At 30.3% G+C, this 24,389-nt stretch carries 22 protein-coding genes and 1 tRNA gene; 8 read left to right on the forward strand and 15 right to left on the reverse strand.

From position 1 onward, the window contains the following. The first annotated feature begins 9 nt into the window (after positions 1-9). Entirely contained in the window at positions 10-849 is an 840-nt protein-coding gene (gene fmt / locus NXS15_RS00380) for a methionyl-tRNA formyltransferase (RefSeq protein WP_396888588.1), read from the forward strand. 33 nt (positions 850-882) lie between these two features. On the opposite strand, the gene NXS15_RS00385 is transcribed toward fmt, so the two are convergent. The 4 genes from NXS15_RS00385 to NXS15_RS00400 form a co-directional block, all read right to left on the reverse strand. Beyond that, positions 883-958: transfer RNA gene (locus tag NXS15_RS00385), tRNA-Thr, on the reverse strand. Between the two features lie 117 nt (positions 959-1,075). Continuing rightward, positions 1,076-1,393 carry a histidine triad protein HinT gene (gene hinT, locus NXS15_RS00390; RefSeq protein ID WP_259289898.1) on the reverse strand — a complete coding sequence of 106 codons (318 nt, stop codon included), beginning with the start codon at positions 1,391-1,393 and terminating at the stop codon, positions 1,076-1,078. Next, positions 1,393-2,685: a HinT-interacting membrane complex lipoprotein P60 gene (locus tag NXS15_RS00395; protein ID WP_259289899.1), complete on the reverse strand. Its 1,293-nt coding sequence runs from the start codon at positions 2,683-2,685 to the stop codon at positions 1,393-1,395. Before NXS15_RS00395 ends, hinT begins: the two co-directional genes overlap by 1 nt. Before the next feature lie 6 nt (positions 2,686-2,691). After that, entirely contained in the window at positions 2,692-4,920 is a 2,229-nt protein-coding gene (locus tag NXS15_RS00400; RefSeq protein WP_259289900.1) for a HinT-interacting membrane complex protein P80, read from the reverse strand. Positions 4,921-4,991: 71 nt separating this feature from the next. On the opposite strand from NXS15_RS00400, the gene NXS15_RS00405 reads away from it, so the two are divergent. From NXS15_RS00405 to NXS15_RS00415, 3 genes are all read left to right on the forward strand, one after another. Continuing rightward, positions 4,992-5,585 carry a hypothetical protein gene (locus NXS15_RS00405; RefSeq protein WP_259289901.1) on the forward strand — a complete coding sequence of 198 codons (594 nt, stop codon included), beginning with the start codon at positions 4,992-4,994 and terminating at the stop codon, positions 5,583-5,585. A gap of 30 nt (positions 5,586-5,615) precedes the next feature. After that, positions 5,616-6,362 carry an MAGa3780 family membrane protein gene (locus tag NXS15_RS00410; protein ID WP_259289902.1) on the forward strand — a complete coding sequence of 249 codons (747 nt, stop codon included), beginning with the start codon at positions 5,616-5,618 and terminating at the stop codon, positions 6,360-6,362. Between the two features lie 251 nt (positions 6,363-6,613). Next, on the forward strand, positions 6,614-7,084 hold the full coding sequence (locus NXS15_RS00415) for a hypothetical protein (RefSeq protein ID WP_259289903.1): 471 nt from the start codon (positions 6,614-6,616) through the stop codon (positions 7,082-7,084). Positions 7,085-7,259: 175 nt separating this feature from the next. On the opposite strand, the gene rplS is transcribed toward NXS15_RS00415, so the two are convergent. The 10 genes from rplS to NXS15_RS00465 form a co-directional block, all read right to left on the reverse strand. Further along, positions 7,260-7,619, reverse strand: coding sequence for a 50S ribosomal protein L19 (rplS, locus tag NXS15_RS00420; protein WP_259289904.1), 360 nt, complete (start codon positions 7,617-7,619; stop codon positions 7,260-7,262). Continuing rightward, positions 7,609-8,292 (reverse strand): tRNA (guanosine(37)-N1)-methyltransferase TrmD, encoded by a 684-nt coding sequence (trmD, locus tag NXS15_RS00425; RefSeq protein WP_259289905.1) that lies wholly within the window; start codon positions 8,290-8,292, stop codon positions 7,609-7,611. Before trmD ends, rplS begins: the two co-directional genes overlap by 11 nt. Next, the gene (gene rpsP, locus NXS15_RS00430; RefSeq protein WP_259289906.1) at positions 8,292-8,561 is read right to left on the reverse strand and encodes a 30S ribosomal protein S16; all 270 of its coding nucleotides are present in this window, start codon (positions 8,559-8,561) and stop codon (positions 8,292-8,294) included. Before rpsP ends, trmD begins: the two co-directional genes overlap by 1 nt. A 147-nt stretch (positions 8,562-8,708) precedes the next feature. Then, positions 8,709-9,530: an HAD family hydrolase gene (locus tag NXS15_RS00435; RefSeq protein WP_259289907.1), complete on the reverse strand. Its 822-nt coding sequence runs from the start codon at positions 9,528-9,530 to the stop codon at positions 8,709-8,711. 86 nt (positions 9,531-9,616) lie between these two features. Then, complete coding sequence (locus tag NXS15_RS00440; RefSeq protein WP_259289908.1) at positions 9,617-10,942, reverse strand: C1 family peptidase; 1,326 nt, start codon at positions 10,940-10,942, stop codon at positions 9,617-9,619. Next, entirely contained in the window at positions 10,942-11,769 is an 828-nt protein-coding gene (locus NXS15_RS00445) for an HAD family hydrolase (protein WP_259289909.1), read from the reverse strand. Before NXS15_RS00445 ends, NXS15_RS00440 begins: the two co-directional genes overlap by 1 nt. A 64-nt stretch (positions 11,770-11,833) precedes the next feature. Beyond that, the gene (locus NXS15_RS00450) at positions 11,834-13,726 is read right to left on the reverse strand and encodes a P68 family surface lipoprotein (protein WP_259289910.1); all 1,893 of its coding nucleotides are present in this window, start codon (positions 13,724-13,726) and stop codon (positions 11,834-11,836) included. Between the two features lie 199 nt (positions 13,727-13,925). Continuing rightward, the gene (locus NXS15_RS03790) at positions 13,926-14,441 is read right to left on the reverse strand and encodes an ABC transporter permease subunit (protein WP_396888589.1); all 516 of its coding nucleotides are present in this window, start codon (positions 14,439-14,441) and stop codon (positions 13,926-13,928) included. 280 nt (positions 14,442-14,721) lie between these two features. Continuing rightward, positions 14,722-15,498, reverse strand: a complete 777-nt coding sequence (locus NXS15_RS00460; RefSeq protein ID WP_259289912.1) for a sugar ABC transporter permease — start codon at positions 15,496-15,498, stop codon at positions 14,722-14,724. A gap of 187 nt (positions 15,499-15,685) precedes the next feature. Further along, positions 15,686-16,921, reverse strand: coding sequence for an ABC transporter ATP-binding protein (locus NXS15_RS00465; RefSeq protein ID WP_259289913.1), 1,236 nt, complete (start codon positions 16,919-16,921; stop codon positions 15,686-15,688). A gap of 156 nt (positions 16,922-17,077) precedes the next feature. Here NXS15_RS00465 and mnmG point away from each other — a divergent pair, with 156 nt between their 5' ends. The 4 genes from mnmG to NXS15_RS00485 all read left to right on the forward strand — a co-directional run bounded on the left by mnmG (position 17,078) and on the right by NXS15_RS00485 (position 22,272). After that, entirely contained in the window at positions 17,078-18,913 is a 1,836-nt protein-coding gene (gene mnmG, locus NXS15_RS00470) for a tRNA uridine-5-carboxymethylaminomethyl(34) synthesis enzyme MnmG (protein WP_259289914.1), read from the forward strand. Continuing rightward, positions 18,900-19,346 carry a 23S rRNA (pseudouridine(1915)-N(3))-methyltransferase RlmH gene (locus NXS15_RS00475; protein WP_259289915.1) on the forward strand — a complete coding sequence of 149 codons (447 nt, stop codon included), beginning with the start codon at positions 18,900-18,902 and terminating at the stop codon, positions 19,344-19,346. The genes mnmG and NXS15_RS00475 overlap by 14 nt, the downstream gene beginning before the upstream one ends. A gap of 128 nt (positions 19,347-19,474) precedes the next feature. Then, positions 19,475-20,899, forward strand: a complete 1,425-nt coding sequence (locus tag NXS15_RS00480; protein WP_259289916.1) for an HAD family acid phosphatase — start codon at positions 19,475-19,477, stop codon at positions 20,897-20,899. 101 nt (positions 20,900-21,000) lie between these two features. Further along, positions 21,001-22,272, forward strand: coding sequence for an HAD family acid phosphatase (locus NXS15_RS00485; protein WP_259289917.1), 1,272 nt, complete (start codon positions 21,001-21,003; stop codon positions 22,270-22,272). Between the two features lie 62 nt (positions 22,273-22,334). On the opposite strand, the gene ftsH is transcribed toward NXS15_RS00485, so the two are convergent. Further along, on the reverse strand, positions 22,335-24,389 hold the full coding sequence (gene ftsH / locus NXS15_RS00490; RefSeq protein WP_259289918.1) for an ATP-dependent zinc metalloprotease FtsH: 2,055 nt from the start codon (positions 24,387-24,389) through the stop codon (positions 22,335-22,337).

Here is a 24,389-nt window from a genome sequence, read left to right on the forward strand (position 1 = left end):
AATAGATTTATGATAAAAGTTTTGCTAGCCGGAACTCCTGAGTTTGCAGTTCCTATTTTTGAGAATGTTATTAAACATTTTGATGTCGTTGGAATAATTTCACAACCTGACAGACCTTCACAAAGAGGTCGAAAAAGCGTATTTACGCCAACAAAAGAATTGGCTTTAAAATACAATATAAAATTATTCCAACCAGAGAAAATCGGTGATATTTATGATCAGCTGGCGGCTCTTGAATATGATTATTTACTTACAGCTGCTTTTGGTCAATTTATACCAACAAAAGTCTTGAATATTGCTAAAAAATTAAATATAAATGTTCACGGTTCTTTATTACCGAAATATAGAGGGGCAGCACCAATACAATATTCAGTATTGAATGGCGATAAAAAAACCGGAATAAGTATTATGGAAATGGTTAAAGAAATGGACGCAGGCGATGTGTTTGTTCAAAAAGAAATCGACATAACCGAAGACGACACATCTTTAAGTGTATTCAATAAATTACAAGCAATTGCGGCAGAAAATATAGTCGATTGAATAAATGCACTCGATAATGGCCAATTAACACGTGCAAAACAAGATGAAGCACTAGTTAGTTTAAGTCCAAAACTGGAAAAATCAAAGGGTGAAATACACTCAGATATGAGTGTTGATACAGCACTAAAAATTATTAAAGCTTATAATCCTAACCCTGTGGCCTTTAGCTTTATTGATGAAAAAAGAGTAAAAATATTTTTTGCCACTGTAAAACCAATAAAAAACGCACCACAAATAAAACTAAGTGATGGTACATTGTATTTAAGTGATTATCAATTTGACTCAAAGAAACGTGTAATTTTAAAATAAAAACTCGCTTTTGCGAGTGGTGAATTTTACATATGGTGCCGACAACAGGACTTGAACCTGCGACCCCATCCTTACCATGGATGTGCTCTACCGGCTGAGCTATGACGGCGTATATCAATTATAATATAAACATTTAAAAAACAAAATTTTTCATTATTTTTTCAATAAATTTATTGAAAAAATTGAATAATTAAAAAACGTCTCTTACATAAGAGGCGCTTTTTTGTTATTTGAATGGTATAACGTGAACGTGTGTATGGAATATTGATTGTTCGGCGCTTTTGCCAGTATTTACAACAATTTTGAATCCTGGAATACCTTTATCTAAAACTTCTTGTTTCCCTAATTTGCGAGCAACATTAATTAAATGTGCTGCTGTTTCGTCATCCATTTCGGTTATATTTGTTGATTTTACTCTCGGTACAACTAAAAAATGTCCGGGTCTGAATGGAAATTTGTCGTAAAAAGCTACGCAAACATCATCTTTATAAATAAATTCTGCTTCAGCTTTTCCGTTGATTATGTCTAAAAATATGTTGTCCATTATACTAACTCCACAAATGGTAAATCTTTTATTGTTTCTCTTAGTGCTTTACTTTTATCGTTGACTTTAAATTTATAGCCAATATCAGCAAATGATTTAATTGCTGTTTCATATAATGATTGATCATTTAAGAAAAATAGAAACGCTAAAATATCTAATTTATCTCTATAGAAAGTGTTTTTAAAACTCAATAAAGTAACTTTTGTTTTGTTGTTTTCATCGTTTTCAACAGTTGGTAATTCTACTTCAACACCAGATGAAATTGGTGCAACTTGATTTACATAGACAACTGTAGGAATATTGGTTGGATTATTTGAAATTTTGAATGGGTTAATAACAAAGTTAGGTTCAATCTCTTCATTAACAAGACGGTCGTTGTTGACATCGTAATAACCGTATAAATCTTTTGAACCGGTTTTGTTTTTTAATGAGTCATAATCTCATTTCAGTGAGTATGAAGTTGTATTTGCTTTAAATCCTTTGTAACCATATAGTTCTTTGTCACTTTCATGACCACTAACAAATTCAATGTCATCTTTTAGTTTTATTTTAGGTAGTTTAGAGAAATTTCAAAAGTCGTTAAAAGTTTTTACATTGCTTATTGTGTTATATCCACGAGTGAAAAATGAGTCATTATTGTTAGATGCTTCATTGTCTTTGCTTCAAACTTGTGCAAACTTTTTATCAACTGCGTATTTTGAAAGTAAATAATTTTCAAGTTCATATTTTAATTCTGAAGTGTATTTAAAGTTTTTATCAATTTTTTTCAATTGATCTTTATCGGAAATTTTGAAATAAGCGTTTACAAATAACATTTTTTCAATTTCTTGACGAATTTGTGTTTTTTCGTTCAGTCAAATAATGCTAAATTGATCTTGTGTTAATGGTTTATCTTTTTCAATATCACCAATACTTTGAACATCTTCCACACTTAAAATTCTGTCTCTATTTCAATCGATTACTTTTTGTGCAAAATAGAAAGGATCTTTTTGTAATTCATTTCTTTCATATAACTGGAATGCTTGATAAGAATCAATGAATAATTTTGAACTTCTATCTTTGAAAGTATTGATGTATGTTTCGTCTAAATTGCTTGATGAATTAAAAGGAATACCGTATAAAGATAGCAATGTAGCGTGTGAAAATTCTGTTTTTAATTGCTCTACAGAAAACTTACGGATTTCATCATCTTGTTTTAATTTTGCTGTGGTATCAATTGTTTGGCCACAAGCAATCACTGAAAAAGGTGTTATAGCAGATACGCTAGCAAGTAATAATTTAATTTTTTTCATATATACCTACTTTCCTGCCTTTGTAATTGTTTTTAAAGTTTCATAAATAATCGCACTAGCATCTTTGGTGTATGAATCGTTATTGTGTGTGAAATATACTTTGCCTTGATTTATTTCAAAATTAGAGTCATATCCATCTTCTGCTCTTTGTTTCATTCAACTTTCAACGCCTTTAACTAGATCTAATGATTTTTTATGTTTGTTTGCGTTTAAAACATTGACATTTAATTTAATGATTTCATCTATTTCATTGTCAGTGATTTTGTCAACAAATTTATATGTGATAGACTTATCGCTTTTGTCTGTTACAAAATAATCTGATTTCATGAATGTTTTAAAATTATCGTCTTTAAGCATATCTTCAAGAACAATTTCAGACATATCCATAGATCTATTAATCAAGTTTAAGGCGTTATATTTATTGCCATTAGCTGATGATTTATATTTATTGCTTAATAAGAAATCACTTTTAATCATTTCTTTAATAATTTCTTCGTTAGATTGAGAATTACCGTTATTTAGCTGTGATAATTGTTTAACATCTACTAAAGTAATTCCTTTTGAAGTTAAAATAACTTTTGTTTTTGCTGAGCCATGTAATGTGTAAAAAGTACTAATTTTATTGTTAGTTGAATCTTCGAACAATTGAATTATTGGTTTAACAACTAATTCATTGTATTTATCTTGATAAATACCTTCTTTTTTCACATCGCTTGCTTCATCAAAAGCTTTAATAATTTCTTTATTGAAATCAGCAATTTTTGTTTGTGCTTCTTCTTTAGATTGTGCACTAGCAACAGCATCTTTAGGGTCTTCTAAACCTAAATATTGAATAATGTTTGTTCTTATGTCGCTTAATGTTTTAAATAGATCAACATCTTTGCTACTATCGTTGCCTAATACTAGGTTGTCGAAAACAGAAAAAGCTTGTAAGGTTTTGTCATTTTTTGAAGTTAATAAGCCAGTTATTGAAACTAAACCTTCACTACCTCAATTAGATTTTATACTTTGGTCATCTAAAGCAATAACAGACAACAATGTACCATAATCTGCAATTTCTTTGTTTAATGTAGTTGATTTATTTTCAGTTGCTTCTTTAACAAATTCATCATAACTTTTGAATGTGTTTTTAACCTTTTCGAATGATGTTTCAGCTTTAAACGGAGCATTTTCATTATCAATTGGTCAGTAGAACATCAATCTTTTAAATGCCTCTCTATCAATTGTTCATTTAGCCTCTTTACCTTCCTCTTTTTTAGCTGGAGCAATTCCAGGTAAAGTAAATTGACTAATTAAGAAAGGATTATCGTTGCTTAAATAAAAATCAATGAATTTTGATGCATCTTTGTACTCTGCGTAATTTTCTTCATCAACAACATAACTGTTAGTCATAAATGTCATTTTTTCTTTAATTTGGTCAATTTCGAAATAGTTGACATTTTTTTTGAAAAATGGAAATACCCTTTGTCCCACTTCATATAGCACTTGGTTTGTAGGTTTACCATTTTCATCTAACTTGTAAATAGTTGTTTTAGCAACTCTATCAATATCATCAATATTGAATTGAGTATTTAATTGGAAACGACGTAAAGCATCTTTTTTAATTTCATCGTAAACTCTAAGTGTTACAGCTTCATTAATTGATTTTGCACCTTGAAAATTTTTAATTAAGAAATCATTAAAAGCTTGCTCTCATTTAGAAAAACCAAATGTTTTTATCATTTGTTCTTTAATATCTAAAAGTAAATCTTTATGTTTCTTAGTTAATTCTTCAATTGGTTTTAAAGCAATATCAGTTCTTTCTTTTTCATTGGTTTTAAGTGAAGCGTTCCATAATCTTTGGTATTCTTTGGATGCCTTAACTTCTTTGTTGTATAGATAAAATATCGCCGATTTGAATGCGTTGTCTAACATCAATTTTGGATTGCTTTTTTCATCTGTAGAGCTGTTTTTTAATACATCTCCTAGATTAAAACCAATTGATTTAGAATTTTCATCAGGGGTTTTAAAATGAAACACAACTGTATCATTTTTTAAAGGATCATTATATTTTTTAACTAAACTATTTGCAACTAAAGGAATTGTGATACCACTTGCTACAGTGGCAGCAATTGATGATGCAATAACTCAGAATTTTCAATTTTTTTTCTTTGGTGATTTTGGATTTTGACTATCTTCTTGTTGAGCGTTTTTTCTAGTTAGACGCTCAAAAAATGTTTCTTTTTTCTTTCCCATTTTAATCCTTTCATTACATAAAATATTCTTTATTATACTAGATTATATATATAGTTATATATAATAAATGTATGAACGATGAATTTATAAGTGTATTTTCTGAATTTTTAGCAATATTAAATACAGAAGCAATGATGTGATCATTGTCACCTTTAACACACAAAAAATTCAATAAAACTCAATCAACTTTCAATCATTTTTCAGTAAGTTTATACTTCAATGATTTCTTAATATTGAGAGAAAAATACCCCGAAAATTTCAGATTTGAGGGCTGAATGTATGAAAACAAAAGTTTTATGCCTTATTTTTATTATGATTCAAAAAAAGTGCATATCTCTTTAATTATCCCAACAAATATTGATCAATTTACTGAAAAATTAACAAAAATTAACAAAATACGTTTGTGTTATTGAGGCAATAATCACAAAAGTTTACTGTTAAAAATCAAAGGCTCAAGAACCAAACACATTGATATAGATGAATTAATAGATCTGTTTTATATCAAAAAAAATACACAGTTTATTATTACGGAAGATAGCATTTACAATTTTACTGTTTGAAACAATTTGAATTGAAACAATATGAATTATTTTGAAATACAAAATATAAGATTCCAATATTTTAATGAATTTGAGAAGTACCTAAATTTTATTAACATAAGTTAATATTTTCTTTTTTAAGATAAAATAATCGTTATGAAAAATATAAAGTTAAACAATTTAAAAGAGAACAAAAATTACCTGTTCTTAACGCTAGGGCTATTTATTTTGTTAGGTTCGTTTATTTTTATTTTGATGGATTCTATCAATTACAATTCTTCCTACGAAATAGATTTAAAAACATTAACACCAACTGTTTATGCTTTGTTTAAACACGCAGGGACAATATTTTATTTCACTTACTTGACAAACTTATTTACTGGTATAACATTGATTTTGTTTTCTATAATTAAAAATAGAGAAAAGATACTAAAAATGTTCGTTATTTCTGTCGGTCTGATTACTATCACGTTTTTAGTTTATTGACTGTTATTATCATGAAGAAAGGAAACATGATCTACATTCTACTCTGCAATAAGATCAACAATCACACACGCAATTAACCCAGTAATCGCTTTTGTTGTGTTGTTTTTATTGAGAAAAACAGCAGTGATATCGAGCAAGGAAATAAAAACTACAGCAATCATTACAATTGCGTACTGCCTATTTGCACTGATAATTTATTTTGCTTCTTACAATAAATTTGTCGAGGGTGCAGGTGTTACAATATATTCATTTTTAAACTTTACTAAACCGCTATTTTATACCGGAGGAAATTTAGGGGTAGTTATATTTTTAGATATTTTAATCTTTGCTTTAGCCGTTGGTTTATCTCTAAGTACATTATTATTTTGAAAAGGAGTTTATAAAATCAAGTTTGTTAAATGTCAAAGACATAAATAATTTTGATTTAAAAATAACACTTTAAAATATCAAGCACGGTTTGTTGTGCTTGATATTTTTATTACTTGCATACAAAATTTTAAATTGAGTTGCTTTTTTTGTAAATTTTCCGGAAATTCTCTATAAATTTACTGAAAAAAGGCAAAAAACACACATTTTTTTTTTTTTTTTTAGCACGTATAAAATTTAAATACATATCTTAAATTTATATCAAAGTATGTAAACAAAATAACTGTTATAAGGAGAAGATTATGGCTAGATTTATTATTAAAACTATTGAAATTCCTTATAGGAAGGATAGTTGAGAATATCGTGAATATGAAGAATATCAAGAATATAAAAAATGTGAAAATCATATCAAAAATGTTGCTGCTGACTTCGGGTTTGTATTAAAAGATTCAGACTCATCCTATGGAGGATATACAGAATTAAAATTCATTTTTGATACATATTCAAATAAAAATGTCCTACGGCTTGCTGATTTATTGGATGATTATATTTTTGAATATATCAGAATATTGAAATTGCGACAATCAATAAAAGAATTGGATGAAGAATCTGAAGGAAGAGACGAGGAAGATATATCTATATATAGTCAAAGAGTTTCAAACGATAATGGAATAAATAAATCAGCTGATAAAAAGCGAGAAATCTATGAAACAGCAATAAAACTACATGGTGGACAATCAAAAAATCTTAAGGCATCGATGGATGAATATTAAATTTCTTCGCTACTTCTAGTATCATTTGTAATCAAATGGTGCTTTTTTATTATTCTTAAATATGTTGTAAATTTAAGTCAGAAAACACATAAAAACTACCGCTATAACACGATGAATTGGTTGCAAAAAATATACAAAAATTAACATTCATGCGAATGTTAATTTTTTATTGTTATTATTTGTTGTTACGTTTAATTTCTTTAAGTCTTGCTGATTTACCACTTCTTTCACGAATGTAGTTTAATTTAGCACGACGAACTTTGTTTGAACGTACAACTTCAATTTGTGCAACAAATGGTGAGTGTAATGGGAATGTTCTATCAACTCCAATACCGAATGAAATTTTTCTAACTGTAAAGTTTTCACGAGTTCCTGATTCAGTTTTGCTAATTACTAAACCTTCAAAAATTTGAATACGTTCTTTTTCACCTTCACGAATACGAACGTATACTTTAACATTATCACCAACACGAAAATCTGGGTGATCTTTACGTAATTGGCTTTGTTCTACTAATTCAATTAATTTACTTCTCATTATTAATCCTTTCGATAATATCGGGTCTGTTTTTTAATGTTTTGTTATATTGAGCTTCTTTTTTCCATTTTTCAATTTCAGCATGATTGCCGTTAAATAACACATCTGGAACTTTCATTCCTTTGTATTCGCGCGGACGAGTGTATTGAGGATAATCTAATAACCCTTCATTTTGAAATGAATCAAATTGGTGTGATTCCTCTTTAATTACTCCAGGCACAAGTCTGATTATTGAATCTGCCATAACCATTGAAGGTAATTCCCCTCCGGTTAAAACATAATCTCCAATTGAAATTTCTTCATCTACCAACTCAACAACTCTTTCGTCAAAACCTTCATAACGTCCAGAAATGAAAGTAATTTCTTTTTCGTTTGCGAGTTTGTTAGCAATAGATTGATCGAATTTTTTTCCTTGTGGTGTAACTAAAATTTTATAACCGCCTCTTTGTTTAAGCGAATCTAAAGCCAAATCAATTGGTTCAACTTGCAATAATAAACCATGTCCACCACCATAAATTTCATCGTCAACTTTATGATGTTTGTTCTTGCTGAATAATCTAAAATCAATTACTTCAATATCGATTAAATTTTTGGCAATTGCTTTAGAAATAATCGATTCTTCAACAAAGGGTTTGAAATAATTGGGAAAAAGAGTCAAAAAATTAATTTTCATTATTTAGCTTGATTTTTTGAATTTTTAGCAAGTTTTTCATTTAAGCCGTGTTTTCTGAATAAGTCGTGAACTACTTGTGTTAATTGAGCACCATTGTCTACTCATTTTTGCACTAATTCTTCTTTAACAAAGAATTCTTTTGTGTGAGGGTTGTATTGACCTAAAGCTTCGATAAATTTACCATCACGTGGTGAATGTGAATCTGCTGCAACAATTTTGTATTGTGCATTAAATTTAGATCCAGTTCTTTTTAATCTAATTTTTACCATAGATTGTCTCCTTACATATTTGTTGTTGACAACTTAATGTCAAGCGCAAGTGCTTGACACCAAGCCAATTGCAATATAATTCTATAACAACATTTTAAAAAGATAAGAAAAAAGTGCTAAGTTTTTTTCTTGCACTTTTTCAATATCTTATAAATTTTCTAAATCTTCTAACTCATTCAAAATTTTAGTCAAACCAGCGTTTGAAAAATCATAGCCGATTGCGTCGGCATTTTCTTTAACAAAATCCAAGGCCCCTGCAACGCAGATAAACTTTCCTAAATATTGTTTTGTTGGCAAATCATTAGCAGAATCTCCAATATGATAAGCATCTTTAGGATTGATTCCTAAATATTCACACACGACTGAATTTGCTATACCTTTATTGGCGTCTTTAGGGCCAACTTCGATTGTTCAACCATTAGAAACTAAGTAAAAAGCTAATTGTGGGTATTTTACAGATAATTCTTCTCATAACTGTGCCGTTTCTTCACGAGATAGACCAAATACTAACAATTTAGAGAACTCAATAGATGTATCAATTTCCGAATAATCTTTTTTTGCTGTATCTGCTGCTCAAGCCTTCATGTATTGACTATCTAAATTGCCGCCATGATACATCATCATTTCGCCGTTAATGTAAATAAACATCTTGCGGCTTTTAAAAATTTCAATTACTTCTAGCAGTGGTTTTTTATCCAGTGTTTTACGATACAAAATGTTGTTGTTTTTATCAACTATTAGCGCCCCGTTTAAACAAACAACATACTCAGAACCAACTTTATTGGCAATATTCATTGTGAAATCTGTATTGCCACGTCCAGTTGAAAAGATTACTGGTTTGTATTTATTTAATTTTTTGGCCGTTTCAATATTTGTATCACTGACTGTACCGTGGCCATTAGGTTTGTCTAAAAAAGTACCATCAAGGTCAAGGAAATATGCCTTGGCTTTGTTTTTTAAATTTTTCATGTGTTAATTATAACAAAGTAATTTTTTATTTGCATATGGAATTATTTCTATAAAGACAATAAAAAATAGGATTTAGCATCCTAAATTTATAGCATTGAAAGTGGATCTCATGGTTCAATTTCAATAGCTTCTTTTTTATTGGCTTCAACAGTTGTATTTGAACAAAAATCAGGATTAACAATAACACTGTAAACATACTCGTCAAATCATTTATCACTCATTGAGAAATAACCTTTATTGCCGTTTTCATCACCCCATGAGTTTTCAACTTCTCATTTAATTGGATTATCGTTTTCGTCCAAATCAACACCTACAAAAGTCATAGCGTGGTTAGGTGTTGACATTTTAAAGTTCAATCTGTCCGCTTTTGATAAAACATTATTTAATTCGAATGCTTCATCAATATTATAAAGTCTTGTATCCATTAGTCCGTTTTTACGGTCGATTTGTGGACCCATATCGCAAGCAAATCATACTGGCTCACCCGCTTTAATACTTTTGATGGTTGCTTTTTTCAATTCATCCATCGAAACATTTATGAATGATAAGTGTCTACTTTCTACTGGTCCTCTAAAATATTTAGCTTGTAATTTGGTGTTAACTGGGTAAATATCTCTTGGATCAGCATATAGGTTGATTAAATTTTTATATGTTGGGGTTGTGTATTTTTCCAATCATTCTAAAGGTGTTATGTCAGAAATTTTGTGAAATTTCTTATCTTTATCACGGTATTCAAAATCAAATTTGATTGGAGGCAATCCTAATGATTTGGCACAAATATCAAAGACTTTTTGCATTGCTTGTGTTTTAACTTGTTGCAATTCAGTATTATTTGCATTTTTTTGTTGAAGTTCTCTTAATATTTTAGTTGTTGATAGTAAGTGAATTTCTAGCACAGAGTTCATTTGTGCGGTGTTTGAAGCGTTAAAAGTTTCAGGCATAATTGACTTAGGAACTACACCATATTTTGTAATTAAACCTTCTGATCATTCTCAAAAACCACCATCTTGGTGACCAAAACCTAAAAACATTTCAAATAGACGATCTTGGTATTTCAATTCAGGGTGTTCAATAATCAATTCTAAATAGGTGTTGGCTTTTTCCATTTTTTCCCAAAACATTGTGTAGGCCTGAGAATATTCAAAACTTTCAACATTTAATTTTTCCATTGTGATTGGTTTTAAAATATTTAATGCCGCAAAAATTCAACATCTTCCAGATGATTTTTGATTAGTCATTCCGGCTTTTTTAGTTTGATTGCTAAATTCATTATTATGAAAAGCACGTACCTCGTTGTTGTAGGTTGCATTGTAAACGCCATTTTTTGTAACTGCGTTTTCAACAATTTTGTTTACTTTGTTTTTTTGGTATTCACTATAAAAGTTTTTTATCATATCAAATTCTAATTTCATTATTTACTCTCCTTTTCGTTTATAAATTTTTCAAAATTTTGAATAGTTCTGCTCAAGCCAGCATTGGCGAAATTTTCGCCAATAAAGTTTGCAACTTTTTTTACTTCATCGTCAGCATTACCCATTGCTACTAAATAACCTGTATCAGGCAGAGCTAGAACATCATTGCGTGAGTCACCTATGTGTGCGCATTTTTTAATGTCAATGTTTAATAGTTGGGCCACAAAAGCATTTGAGGTTCCTTTTGTAGCTTTTTTGTCAGTAACTTCTATTGAATAACCATGCGAAACAACGTGAGTTGATAAATTAGGAAAATTTGTATTAATGTATTTTTCTAATTGGGCAATTTCCTCAAGTCCTGGACCAAAAACCAGTGTTTGGCGTATGTTTTGTGTTAAATCAAAATCATCGTAACTTATTTTATTAAACCTTTTTACTCAATCTCTTTTATCTCAAGTAAACTTATCACCAAAGTGATATATATTATCAATACCATTTACAATAAAATTAAGTTTTTTACTCATAAAGTATTGAAAAAGTTGTAATTTTGTGTCGTTTTCAATTAATATTTCTCTCACAAAATTACCTTGACTATCAATTACTACACCTCCAGTCGAACACACGGCGTAAGGAGCATTAATCATTGCCATTATTTCAGCTACAGCACCGGTTGGTCGGCGACCAGTTGAAATAATTACTGGTTTAATTTTTTGTAATTCGCGCAGAAAATTCTTATTTTCTTCAGTTAAAAAACCTGTTTCATCGGTTTTGTCAATCATTGTTCCGTCAAGATCAATGAAATAACCTTCTATATAATCTTTATGCATAATTTAATATTATAGTATTTTTAAAAAAAGCATTAAAAAAGCACAAAATGTGCTTTTAATTGTTTTATTGATTGTTTATTATTGATTCAATTGCTTTAACCATTTCTTCATCTGTTTTGGCGCTATCTGATGAAGAGATATTTGTTTGTCCAATCAATTCTTTTCCAAGTAAATTAATAATATTTGCTGTTGTATCATCAGTTGGCAATTGTACCGCTTTAATATTTAATTCAGGATCTTGCAATTTTAAAATTGATGTTAGTGAAATTCACGCAGAAGATAGATAATCTGCATATTCGTGTGCTTTTGTTCTTTCTTCTTCGCTTAAACTTTCATTATTTTGTATTGCTCTTTGTTTGTCGTGTTCAGCTAACAATGATTGTTTAGTTTGGTCATTAATAACATCTTTTAATGGAATTATGTAACCAGTTGTTTTAGCTAATGTCAATCAGTTAGGTTCAAAAGTACCTTTATTTAAAGTGTCATTAGTTCCTAAATATAGTCAATTTAAAAATGCTTTAGTACCTTCATTTAATGCCGGATCTGATGATTTAATTGGTAATAAACTCGATCCGCCTTCTCAATAAACATTGCTTTTATTAGGCCCAACAATATTAACTTGAGGTAGGATGTATTGATCTTCGAATTCTGCATATTTCTCGAATGCATCTAGTGAATCTTTTTGGAAACCAACAAAGAAGCCTTTTGAGAATTTAGTTTTATGTGATTGATTGTTTCCGACACTTGCTGCAAAACTAATTACAGTTTTTCATTTAGCAATATCATGTGTACCTCATTCGCTATAACCATTTGCCATGTATTTAACAGCTTGAAATGCTTTTTTATTTATACTATCACTTCCATAAGCAACTTCTGTTTTTTTAGAAGCAGCGTCTTTGTATACGTTTCATAATTCTTTAAATTTGTTTTTAACTGCTTCATTTCTTGTTATGTTGTATTTAATTCTAGTAGGTTCGTTTGAATCTCCAGTTTTTTCTAACTCAAAAATTGAATTATCGCCAATAATACCTTGTAGTTCTTTTAGAAAGGCATCTTCTTGGTAGTCAATTGCTAAAATATGCCCACTAATTGTGTTTTGATTAATAGAATCAGTAGCTAAATTAACTCCATCATAAACTTTGTTTGCAAATTCTCTAATTTTTTCCAATGAGGCAAATGTTGAATCATCTACTGTGTAACCAGAAAACTGTGTGTCTGATTTAACGCTTAATAATTTGAAAATACTATTTTCAGGAACGCTATTACCAACTGTTGTTGCTTTTCTAGCTCTCTTAACGATATCTGCTTCTTCATTGATAGTTCCGCCACCATTTTTAATTAAATTTAAAATCAAGTCTAATAAATCTAAATTAAATCTTACTGCATCAATATCAGCTTCATCGAAAGGTAAGTTGTATAGTTGGTCTGCATCATCTTTACCAGCCAATTGTGAGTGAATTTTAGCAATTTTTGGATCAAAAATACTTGTTGTAATACCGGCATCGCTAACATCTAGCAATCTATCGTCTTGTGATAACACATACGCTCCAGATTGCGCCCCTAAGATTAAGTTAGGAATTTTTTCAATTTTTGCATTGGTTTCAATTTTCTCTTTTACATTTTTAATTAATGGGAATTCTTGGAAAAATTTGTGGTCTTCAAAAAATTCAAGTTTAACCGGAAGGAATCCAGGTTTGTTTTGTTGTGTTTCATTATAGTAATTGACCAAAGGTATAACACCTAGTGACAAAGGTCAAGATTTTCCTTGCGGGGTTTGAAATAAAACTTGTTTATTTTTTGTATTTTCTTTGTTTTCCCCGTTTTGTTTAGTATCTGTATTTTTATCATTTTCTGTGTTTTGTTTATTATCTTTTTTACTATTATTAACACATGCTGCTGCTAAAAAACTAACACCAATTCCTAAAGTAGGAATCAATGATAACCATTTTTTGTTCATTTTTTTCTCCTTAGAAGTATTTTGTATTCATACATTTTGATAAATTAATAAAAAATTATCTTAACTATTATATAACTAAAAATATATTTAAAACACTTATAAAGAGATGCAAAAGTAAAAACTGGAATTGTTTTCATTAATTTATTTATAGACAATATAGTTTAAAGAAAAAAATGAATCTATATTGACTCATTTTAGATTAATATCTTTGATTTATTTTTTTAGAAAATATTGAATAAATTGTTAGTGGAACTAGAACTGTAATAAATGAACCTGCTGCTTGCAAATTACCTAAAACACCTGCTTGATAAACCCCGACATTAATGTATCAAATTGTCAAATTGGTTAGTTTTGTATCTTTAGTAATAAAATCTGGTCATAGATAATCATTTCAGGTGCCGATAAAAGTAAAGATAATAAGTAGAAAATATGCGAGTTGAAGTTTAGGACGATAAACATATCAAATTTTTTCATATCATTTTAAATTGTCATTTATCATTAATTTTCTTCTTTCTAGTGATGTGGCTTTTGCAACATTGAACACATATGTGAAAGTGAAAAAATTAAATATCGAATTTGAAACAGCGCTAAAAACAGTTCCTCTTAAATTTAGTCTACCTAATTGGGTTGCTAAAGCTAAATAAATTGAAAATTCTGGTATTAAACTGATTAATAAGAAAAAATATTGAAAAACTTTTTGAAATGACGTTTTCATCTTTAATAAGCCAGCAATTGCAAATGAGAAAACAAAAACTCGCAGCATAATTAATATCGTTGAAAATAAAAAAGTATATCCGAGTGCGATAAAAAATTCCTTGCCTATAACAGACTTAAAGTTTGTTCAACTCCATTCCTTGACAAAAATATAGATCTTGCCTTCTATATATGAAGGACTCGATAGCAGTGCGTATAGCAATAAATAATAAAGGGGAAATAAAAATAAAAATAACAAGAAGATAATTAATATATATTTAAATATTTCTTTACTGATATTTTTAAACATTTTTAACCCCTCTCGTTTTGTTTTTTCTGATTAGTGCAATAATTTTGTTTTTAAATCAAATCAACGAAGATGGTTGCACAATAATAGCTAACAATAATAACGAAAGTAAGTAAATAAAACTGAAAAATGCGGCCGCATAACCTTTTTCATATTTTAGTGATGGTTGCGAACCACCACCAAAATACTTAATAGTATAACTAGTCAAGGTGTGAGCCTTATTAATGTCAAAATTATAATTTGCTCCCAAAATTGCTTCTGGTAAAAATAAGCCCGCATATATAAAATTAGTAAACAAAATAGCAAACATAACTTTATTTAGTTCTGGGACATAAACATATTTGATTTTGTTAATTAAAGATATTTTATCTGTTCGCATTAATCGGAAATATTTGGCATTAGCCTTATTGATTGCAGCGGCAAATAGAATCAAATTAAATGGCAAGGAACGTCAAACCTGAAACAATGTGTAATAAACTCAAATAGGAGTTTTGTGGCTACCGGATGTGAATGCATATTGCTCTAAATTAAAGAGTCTAAAGAAAACTCTCTTTTCACCAAAGAAAAGTGAAAAAGCAAGACCAACAGCAAATGACGAGATAAAAAATTGTGAATATAAAATTCCTAAAACTGCTGTTTTTGTTTTTTTATGAATCAATGATTCAATAATAACAGCAAAAAATAGGGCAAGAATTATTGAAATACCAGTCCCTAATAATAAAACCGCACTTGTGTTTTGAATTGCGGCTTTAAAGCCAGTATCATTCAACACACTTTGATAATTTTTAAAATTTATTTCAATAATTTTATGATTGCTTTTGTAGGGATAATATTTTAAAGACTTAAAAAACGTTTCGCCAATGGGTATTAATGTGAACAATAAAACCAATATAAGTAAAGGCGATATTAAAATAATGATTTTGGAAATGCTTCATGTTTTGCTTTTGAAGATTTCAAATTTAGATTTTTTCACTATAAACCCTTTCGCCATCAGCATCAAAAACCAAAACATCCGAGTTTAAGTATTTAACATTTACTCTCTGACCAATAGCATATTCCTCGTCGTCTTTTAGAACAACTACTCATGTATTATTTTCATCAACTTCAATCCAATAATGAATAGTGTCGCCAAAATGTTTACTGTCAATTATTCGATATTTTCCGTTCTTCACTGCCTTCAATTGCATTTTATTTTGTCTTATGTAATAATGCAGTCCATTTTTTGTTTCAATGAAATTTATTTCAGGTGAACCAATAAATTTAGCAACAAATAAATTGGCCGGGTTATCATACATATTTTTGCCGTCGCTATATTGTTGTAATTGACCTTTGTTTAGCAAAATAATCCGGTCGCTAATTTTCAATGCATCGTGTTGATCGTGTGTAACAATAACAATAGTTAAATTGAATTCTTTGCGAATTTTCAATAATCATTCAATAGTTGATTCTTTAATTTTGGCATCTAATGCACTAAAAGGTTCATCCATAAACACTAAATTTGTTCGCTTAATGATCCCTTTTGCAAACGCAACTCTTTGTTTTTGACCACCACTTAAATCATTTACATTTTTGTACAGTATTTCTTTAATTCCTAGCTTTTCAGCAACTTCTTCTACGTCGTTTTTGAAAAGGTTTTTTAACCTTAAATCTCTTAACATTCGCATGCGATCTTTAAATTTCATTGCTTTGAAATTAAATAAAATTTGCCAGATGATTTTAAAATAACGTATTTTTTTTACAATAGGTTTTATTCCAGGACTAACCAATGCGTTTGCATAACGTCAGTACGCACTCAGTAGTTTATAGTTAATATTTTCACTGAAATATTTATCAAAATACTTAACTCGAACACTTTCAATTCATTTTTGATAATTTTTAGCACTTAAAAAAATATTGTCAAAAGCCGTGATGTTTTCGTATATTGCATTTTCTTGCATAATATAGGCTGTTTCGTGTATTTTTGGATTATTTCTAATGATTATTTCGCCATCAGTAGGCTTTAAAAAACCTAAAAATAAATTAAGTAATGTTGTTTTACCAGAACCTGATGGACCAAGCAATGAAACAATTTTATTGCTTGGTATTTTCAGCTCATCTATTCTTATATCATCATGTTGTTGTTTGCGATTGTATTTAAATTTTAAGTTTTTAACAGAAATCAAAGGATAATTGTCTTTAAAGTTATCTTTTTTCATAATATAAAATTATAAACTATATATCAATAATGCGTTTAGTTGAGTTGCTTTTATCTAAAATATTTGTTTTTACTTTTACTAAAAAAAGTGTTTTTTCGGTAAAAAATGTCTTTTTTCTTTATTTTTAAAAAACTCTTTTGTAATAAAATAAAAATTATGAATAATAATAAAAAATACGATGCAATTGTTGTTGGTGGAGGGCACGCAGGGTTAGAAGCTGCGCTTGCTTTAGCACATCAAAAACATAAAACATTGCTAATTTCATTTAATAAAAATAGACTAGGAATGATGCCATGTAACCCTTCAATAGGTGGGCCGGCAAAAGGTATAATTACCCGTGAAATCGATGCATTGGGAGGAATGCAAGGACTATGAGCTGACTTGGCGACTATACAACTAAAAATGTTGAATAAATCAAAAGGGCCGGCCGTGTGAGCACTGAGGGCTCAAATCGATAAAGAAAAATATTCGCAAATCATCAGTGAATATGTAGAAAAAGAAGAATTTCTTGACCTACTTGAAGCTGGCGTTGAAGAAATACTTACTGAAGATAATAAATTTATTGGTGTTAAATTAGAAAACGGCGAAATCATAAATGCATCAATGTGTGTAATCACCACTGGAACATATATGGATTCAAGAATCTTGCGTGGTAGCGAAACAACCAAAAGTGGTCCAGATAACGAAAAAACCACATCGCAACTCAGTGAATCATTGAGAAAAAACGGTTTTAAACTACAAAGACTTAAAACAGGAACACCTCCACGAATTTGATCAGACTCAATAAATTATGACGAAGTAGAGCAAGAAGTTCTTGAAGATATTAATTTAAGTTTTTCTTCAAGATCTAACGTTGACACACCTTCACAAATAGCTTGCCATTTAACATATACAAACGCAGAAACACACAAAATTATCAATGAAAATCTTCAATTAAGTGCAATGTATTCAGGTTTAATCGAAGGTATTGGTCCTAGATATTGTCCTTCGATAGAAGACAAAATTGTTAAATTTTCTTCTAAACCTAGACACCAAATATTTTTTGAACCAGAAACTGCCGACGGAACAATAACCTATGTTAACGGCTTATCAACTTCTCTACCGATTGAAATACAAGATAAAATTATTAGAACCATTCCCGGTTTAAAAAATGCTCGTGTTCAAAAATGAGCATACGCTATTGAATATGATGCAATTGACCCTTTACAGTTAAAACCTTCTTTAGAAACAAAAGTTATAGAAAATTTATTCACAGCTGGGCAAATTAACGGTACTAGTGGTTATGAAGAAGCTGCTGGTCAAGGGTTAATTGCAGGTATTAATGCAGGGTTAAAATTAGATAATAAAGAACCAATAACAATACTGAGAAATCACGGATATTTGGGTGTTTTAATTGACGATTTAGTAACAAAAGGTACAAAAGAACCTTACAGAATGTTAACTTCTAGAGCTGAATATAGACTGTTATTACGTAATGATAATGCCGATATTAGATTAGCGGAATACGGGTTATATGCAGGAACACTAAATCAAGATGATTACACAAAAGTTATTGATAAATACAAAAAAATTGACGATGAAATCGAAAGACTGCAAAACACATATTTATCATCAAAATCCGAAATTGCTATTAAATACAAAATTTTTGATGGTGTTACCTTGCTAAAAGTATTGTCGCGCCCTGATGTTGATATTGATGATATTATCCCTGATTTTGAATTTAAAAGAGAATTGACAATTATGGTTAGACTTCACGGCTATATTGAAAAACAAAAAAACGACGCCGACAAAATGGTTCGACTAGAAAACTTAAAAATTCCGAGAGATATTAACTATGACGATGTTAAAAATATCGCTACCGAAGCAAAACAAAAATTGTCAAGTGTTAGACCACTAACAATAGGACAAGCGAGTCGGATTAGTGGTATAAACCCTTCAGATATACAAATGTTGATGTTTTACATTGAAAGCAGACACAGTGAAAAAAATTAAAATAATTGCTGTTGGTTCACTTTCACCTGATTTTAAAAAACTTTTTTTACACTACGAAAAACGAATTTCGCAATATTACTCAGTAAATATAAGTGAAATTAAAGAGTTTAGTGAAGAAAAAAATGTAGAAACTAAAAAATTAAAAGAAACAAAATTAATAATTCAGGCAATTCCTGAAGATTCATATGTAGTTTTATGTTCTCTTAAAGGAAAAGATTTAGATTCAGTCAAATTCAGTCAACTCATTGAAAATAAAAGTAATTTAACCTTTATTATCGGCGGTTCTGACGGGATGATAGAAGATATGATAAACGCTAATGAAAAAATTATTTTTTCGCAAATGACTTTCCCGCATCAACTTTTCCGTGTTATGTTGTCTGAGCAAATTTACCGTGCCGCAACAATCCTAAATAATAAAAAGTATCATAAATAATTATGATATTTTTTTATGAAACAAAACAATAAAACTCAAAAAAACTACAATTTTGTTTATGTATTTAAGGAAAAAGGTTGATAAAAATATATAATTTAAGCGTTCATTTAATTGAATAAGGAGTTTATATGAAAAAAAATAAATTGTGATTATTATCTGCAGGAGCCTTAGCACTTGTTCCTGCGTCAGTCGTTTCATGTCAAAATGACAAAAAAGTAGAAGAACCAAAACAAAAAAATGAAACAACTGAACAAAAAATTACACGATTATTAGGTGAGTTAACTACACTTCAACCTGAAGAAAGAATTAAAGTTGCAACACAATTAGGTTTAGATGACTCTCAAATGGCTAAATTATTAGAAAGTTTCGTATACCAAGCTGGTGCTGCAAGTGCTGTGGCTTGATATATGAAATCAGCCGAAAATAGATTACAAGCTGAACAAGCATATAAATTAGCTACTATTGCTTTTGATAACATTAAAGCTAAACACGCTGACAGCGACCATTTAGATTACACAGCTTTACAACAAGACACAGGAATTGTAAATGATCCTGCTGCAGGTAAATATGTACCAGTTGTATTCATGGATATTGATGAAACAGTATTTGTTAACGAATACATGGAAGCTTACATGTTAAAAGGTTGAAAAAACGGTGACTGAATTGAAAAAGACAAAGATGCAGTGGATGCAAAAGGAAACAGAAGAGCAGTTCCAGGTGCTATCGACTTTATCAACCACGTTTTTAAAAACGGTGGAATCGTAATGTTTAACTCAGGTATTAGACAACAAGAAGCATCAATAGAAGGAATTAAGAAAAACTTAATTGCTGCTGGTGTTGAAGCAAAATATGTTCACGACTGAATGTTCTGATGTTCAGGTGTACAACCAGTTCTTTCAAATGAAAATGGAACAGTTAGATACGACAAAACACCTTGAAGAACAGCAATTAATAAATTCAAAACATTCTCAAAAGATGAAGAAGGTGAAAAAGCAAGCTTAAAACACCAAAAAGTAACATTTAAAAACGAAAGAATGAATGCTGTAAGTGATAACCCAGACGGCTGAGATTTTGCAGAAGCACAAAACGGTCAAGGTGGTCACCATGTAAAAACTAGAGTAATAATGAGAATCGGTGATGACTTTAACGATTTCTATGACGAAGCATACAAAAACCTAAAAAGTAACGACAAAAATGTTGAATTTGCTGAACAAGAAAAAGTTAAAAAACTATTTACAAACATTGACGGTGCACAAGGAATTAAAGTAACAGTAAACTACACAACTGAAGGCGATAAAAAAATTCCTGAAGTTATTATTACTGACTTAGACTGAAATCAATTTAACTTACAAGTTCCAGGCAATGCAATGTATGGTGGATGAAATAGAGGTTTAGGTTACGGTTCATTTACAAAACTATGAAAAGAAATCGAAAACATAGTTGAAAATTCATTAGACAACAAAGAAGACACACCAAGATATACTCCAACCACTACTCCTGCTCAACCAACTACACCAACAACTACAACAACAACTACAACAACAGGAGCTTAACAAACAAAAAAATCAGAAGCGTATGTCTTCTGATTTTTTATCGCCCAAAGCATCAATTAAATATTTAGTATAATACCTTTGAATTTTCAAAGGAGAATATTATGAAAAAAAATTTTAAATTTATTTTAGGACTTTCAGCAATAAGTACTGTAATTCCTGGAATAACTGTTGCTTGCAATAACAGCAAAAGCACTCAAAAAAGCAATGTGAACACAGCTGACGAATTAAAACAAAAAATTGAATCGTTATCGAAAAATGATCAAATTAAATTGATTTCGAGCTTAAATTTAAGTGTTGACGAAAAAGCTGACTTAATTGCTAAATTAAATTCAGGCGCTGGAATTGTGGCCTCTCTAGTTTGATACATGAATTCAGCTGAGCAACGTTTAGCTTCTCTACAAGCATACGCATTAGCTACACAAGCATACGATAACCTAAAAACACAAAACATTGATGGTTTTGACTACACAAAAGTTAATTCAGACACAGGACTTGTAACTAATCCTGATGCAGGTAAAGCAATTCCTGTTGTGTTTATGGATATTGACGAAACAGTGTTTGTTAATGAATATACTGAAACAGCAGTAGTTTTAGAAAATGATGGTAGATTTATCGAAGATAAAAAAGATGCCGTGGATGCAAAAGGAAACAGAAGAGCTGTTGCAGGTGCTATCAACTTTATCAATCATGTTTTTGAGAACGGTGGAATTGTATTGTTTAACTCTGGTATTAGACAATTAGAAGCTTCTGTTGCTGGTATTAAGAAAAACCTAATCAAAGCTGGTGTAAAACCAGAATATGTTCATGACTGAATGTTCTGATGTTCAGGTGTAGAGCCAATCAGCTCAGTCGAGGGTGACACAATAACATACGATAAAACACCTTGAAGAACAGCGATTGAAAAATTCAAAAACGGAACAGCAAATAGCAAAGCGACATCTAAAAACCAAAGAATGAATGCTGTAAGCGACAATACAACTGGCTGAAACTTCAGTGAAGCTCAAACCGGTGCTGGTGATGCCGTTGTTACAAAAGTTGTTATGAAAATCGGTGATGATTTCAATGATTTCTTTGACGATGCCTATAAACCAGAGAAAAAAAACTCAGTCAATGTCGAATGATCTAAAAAACCAGAAGTTGAAAAGCTTTTCACTGACTTTAAAGGAACCGCAAAAGGTGTTAAAGTAACAAGAGAAGGTAAAAACGAAGCTATTTTAACCGGACTAGATTGAAATCAAGTTTATGTTCAAGTTCCAGGTAACGCAATGTATGGTGGATGAACAAGAGAATACGGTTATGGCGCTTTCACAAAACTTTGAGCAGCTCTTAAAGACATAATTGCAAATTCACAAGATAATGTTGAAAGTGCATAATTCAACACTAACAATTGATTAACATAAAAAAATTGACGGGCTTCGTCAATTTTTCAATTAAATTATTGTGTTATTTCTTCTGTTGAGTTTGCTTCTTTTAAAACATCGTCTATCGAAAGATTCTCAATGTTAAGTTCATCTTTTTGTTGAACTGGAGGCAATTTCATATTTTTAGCAATATATTCAATTTCTTCAGCAACAATTGTTTCTTTTTCTAATAAAGCAGTTTTAATTAATTCAAGTAATTCTTTGTTTTTGCTTATTACTTTGACAGCTCTATTTTTTGCATCTAACACAATTTTTCTTACTTCTAAATCAATTTCTTTAGCAATTTCAGGTGAAAATGTCGAAGATTTTAAATAATCTCTACCTAAGAATGGAGAGCCTTCATCAGCTTCGTATTGAATTGGACCTAAATCAGACATTCCTCATTCGGCAACCATTTTACGAGCAATTTTAGTTGCTTTTTGAATATCATCACTCGCACCGGTCGAAATGTTGTCGGCACCGTAAATAATTTCTTCAGCTGCACGACCACCCATGAACGATGTAATCATTGAAATTAATTCATTGCGAGACATATTGTATTTTTCATCTTCAGGGGTCATTAGGTTATATCCACCTGCTTGACCACGTGGGATTATTGTTATCTTTTGCACTTTATTACCACCAGGAACTTTGATTCCTACTACCGCATGACCAGCCTCGTGGTAAGCGACCATTGTTAATTCTTCTTTAGAAATAACTCTATTCTTTTTAGCAGGTCCAGCCATTACTCTATCGATTGCCTCATCAATATCTTCTAAAGTAATAACTTGATGATCGAATCTAACGGCTAATAAACTCGCTTCATTAATAACGTTTTCTAATTGAGCACCCGAATAACCTGGTGTTCTTTTAGCAACATTAGACATTTTTACATTTGGTGAAATTCTTTTGCCTTTAGCGTGTAATTCTAGAATTTCTTCACGTTCTTTAACATCTGGCAAGCCAACTGTAATTTGACGGTCGAAACGACCTGGTCTAATTAAAGCTGGGTCTAAAACATCAGTACGGTTTGTGGCAGCGAAGAATAACAACCCGTTATTTTCCTTCATACCGTCCATTTCAACAAGTAATTGGTTTAAAGTTTGTTCTCTTTCATCGTGACCACCACCTAAACCGGCTCCTCTTGTACGACCAATGGCATCAAGTTCATCGATAAATATGATAGCAGGTGCATTTTTACGTGCTTCAGCAACAACACTTCTAACACGTTTAGCTCCCAAACCAACATACATTTCAACAAAATTAGATGCAGAAATGAAATAAAATGGAACATTAGCTTCTCCGGCTGTAGCTTTAGCTAATAAAGTTTTACCCGTTCCGGGAGGACCACCTAATAGAATACCGTGTGGCATACGAGCGCCAGCTGTGGCATATTTTTTAGGATTTTTTAAATAGTCAACAATTTCCGATATTTCTTCAATAGCTTCTTTATTACCGGCAATATCACTGAATTTTTTATCACTTTTGATTTTTGTTGCGGGGTTTTTTTCTTCACCGATAACACCCATCATTCCACCTGTGCCTCTAAATAATGGACGCATTAAGAATCAACCAATTAGTATGAATACTATTAGTGGTAATGTTGATTCTAAAATAATGTAAAGCAGAGGTGTTTGAGTAGATTTTTTAGTCGAAGTAATAACCGGTAGAACTAAATTAGATTGTTCTAGATGACTTCCCGCTTTATTTAAAGCTTCAAAAAGCGTGAAGGTTTTGTCTAATGGTAAACCAGCAGCTTGTTTAAACGAGCTAGGCGTATCCTTTGTTAAATCGACCAAATCACGGCCAACATTAACGCTGTATTTAAACTCTTCTCCTGCTTTAATCAAAGAATAAACTATTTTACCTTCATAAGTTTGTACATCAATGTTATTTACATATTGATTTGGGTCTTTGATTGACTGAGCTAATTGAGCATATCAGTCATTAATACCAATATTTTGGGGTGTAGGTTTGAATTTTTGGAACAACATATACCCAAGTAAACCAACTGCTAAAGCAACTATAATAGCAGTAATAACAATTCATGTTACATTCTTTTTAGGTTTGTTTTCGTTAGTATTATTCAT

This window comes from Mycoplasma sp. CSL7475-4 (assembly GCF_024834065.1).
Lineage (GTDB): Bacteria > Bacillota_I > Bacilli_A > Mycoplasmatales > Metamycoplasmataceae > Mycoplasmopsis.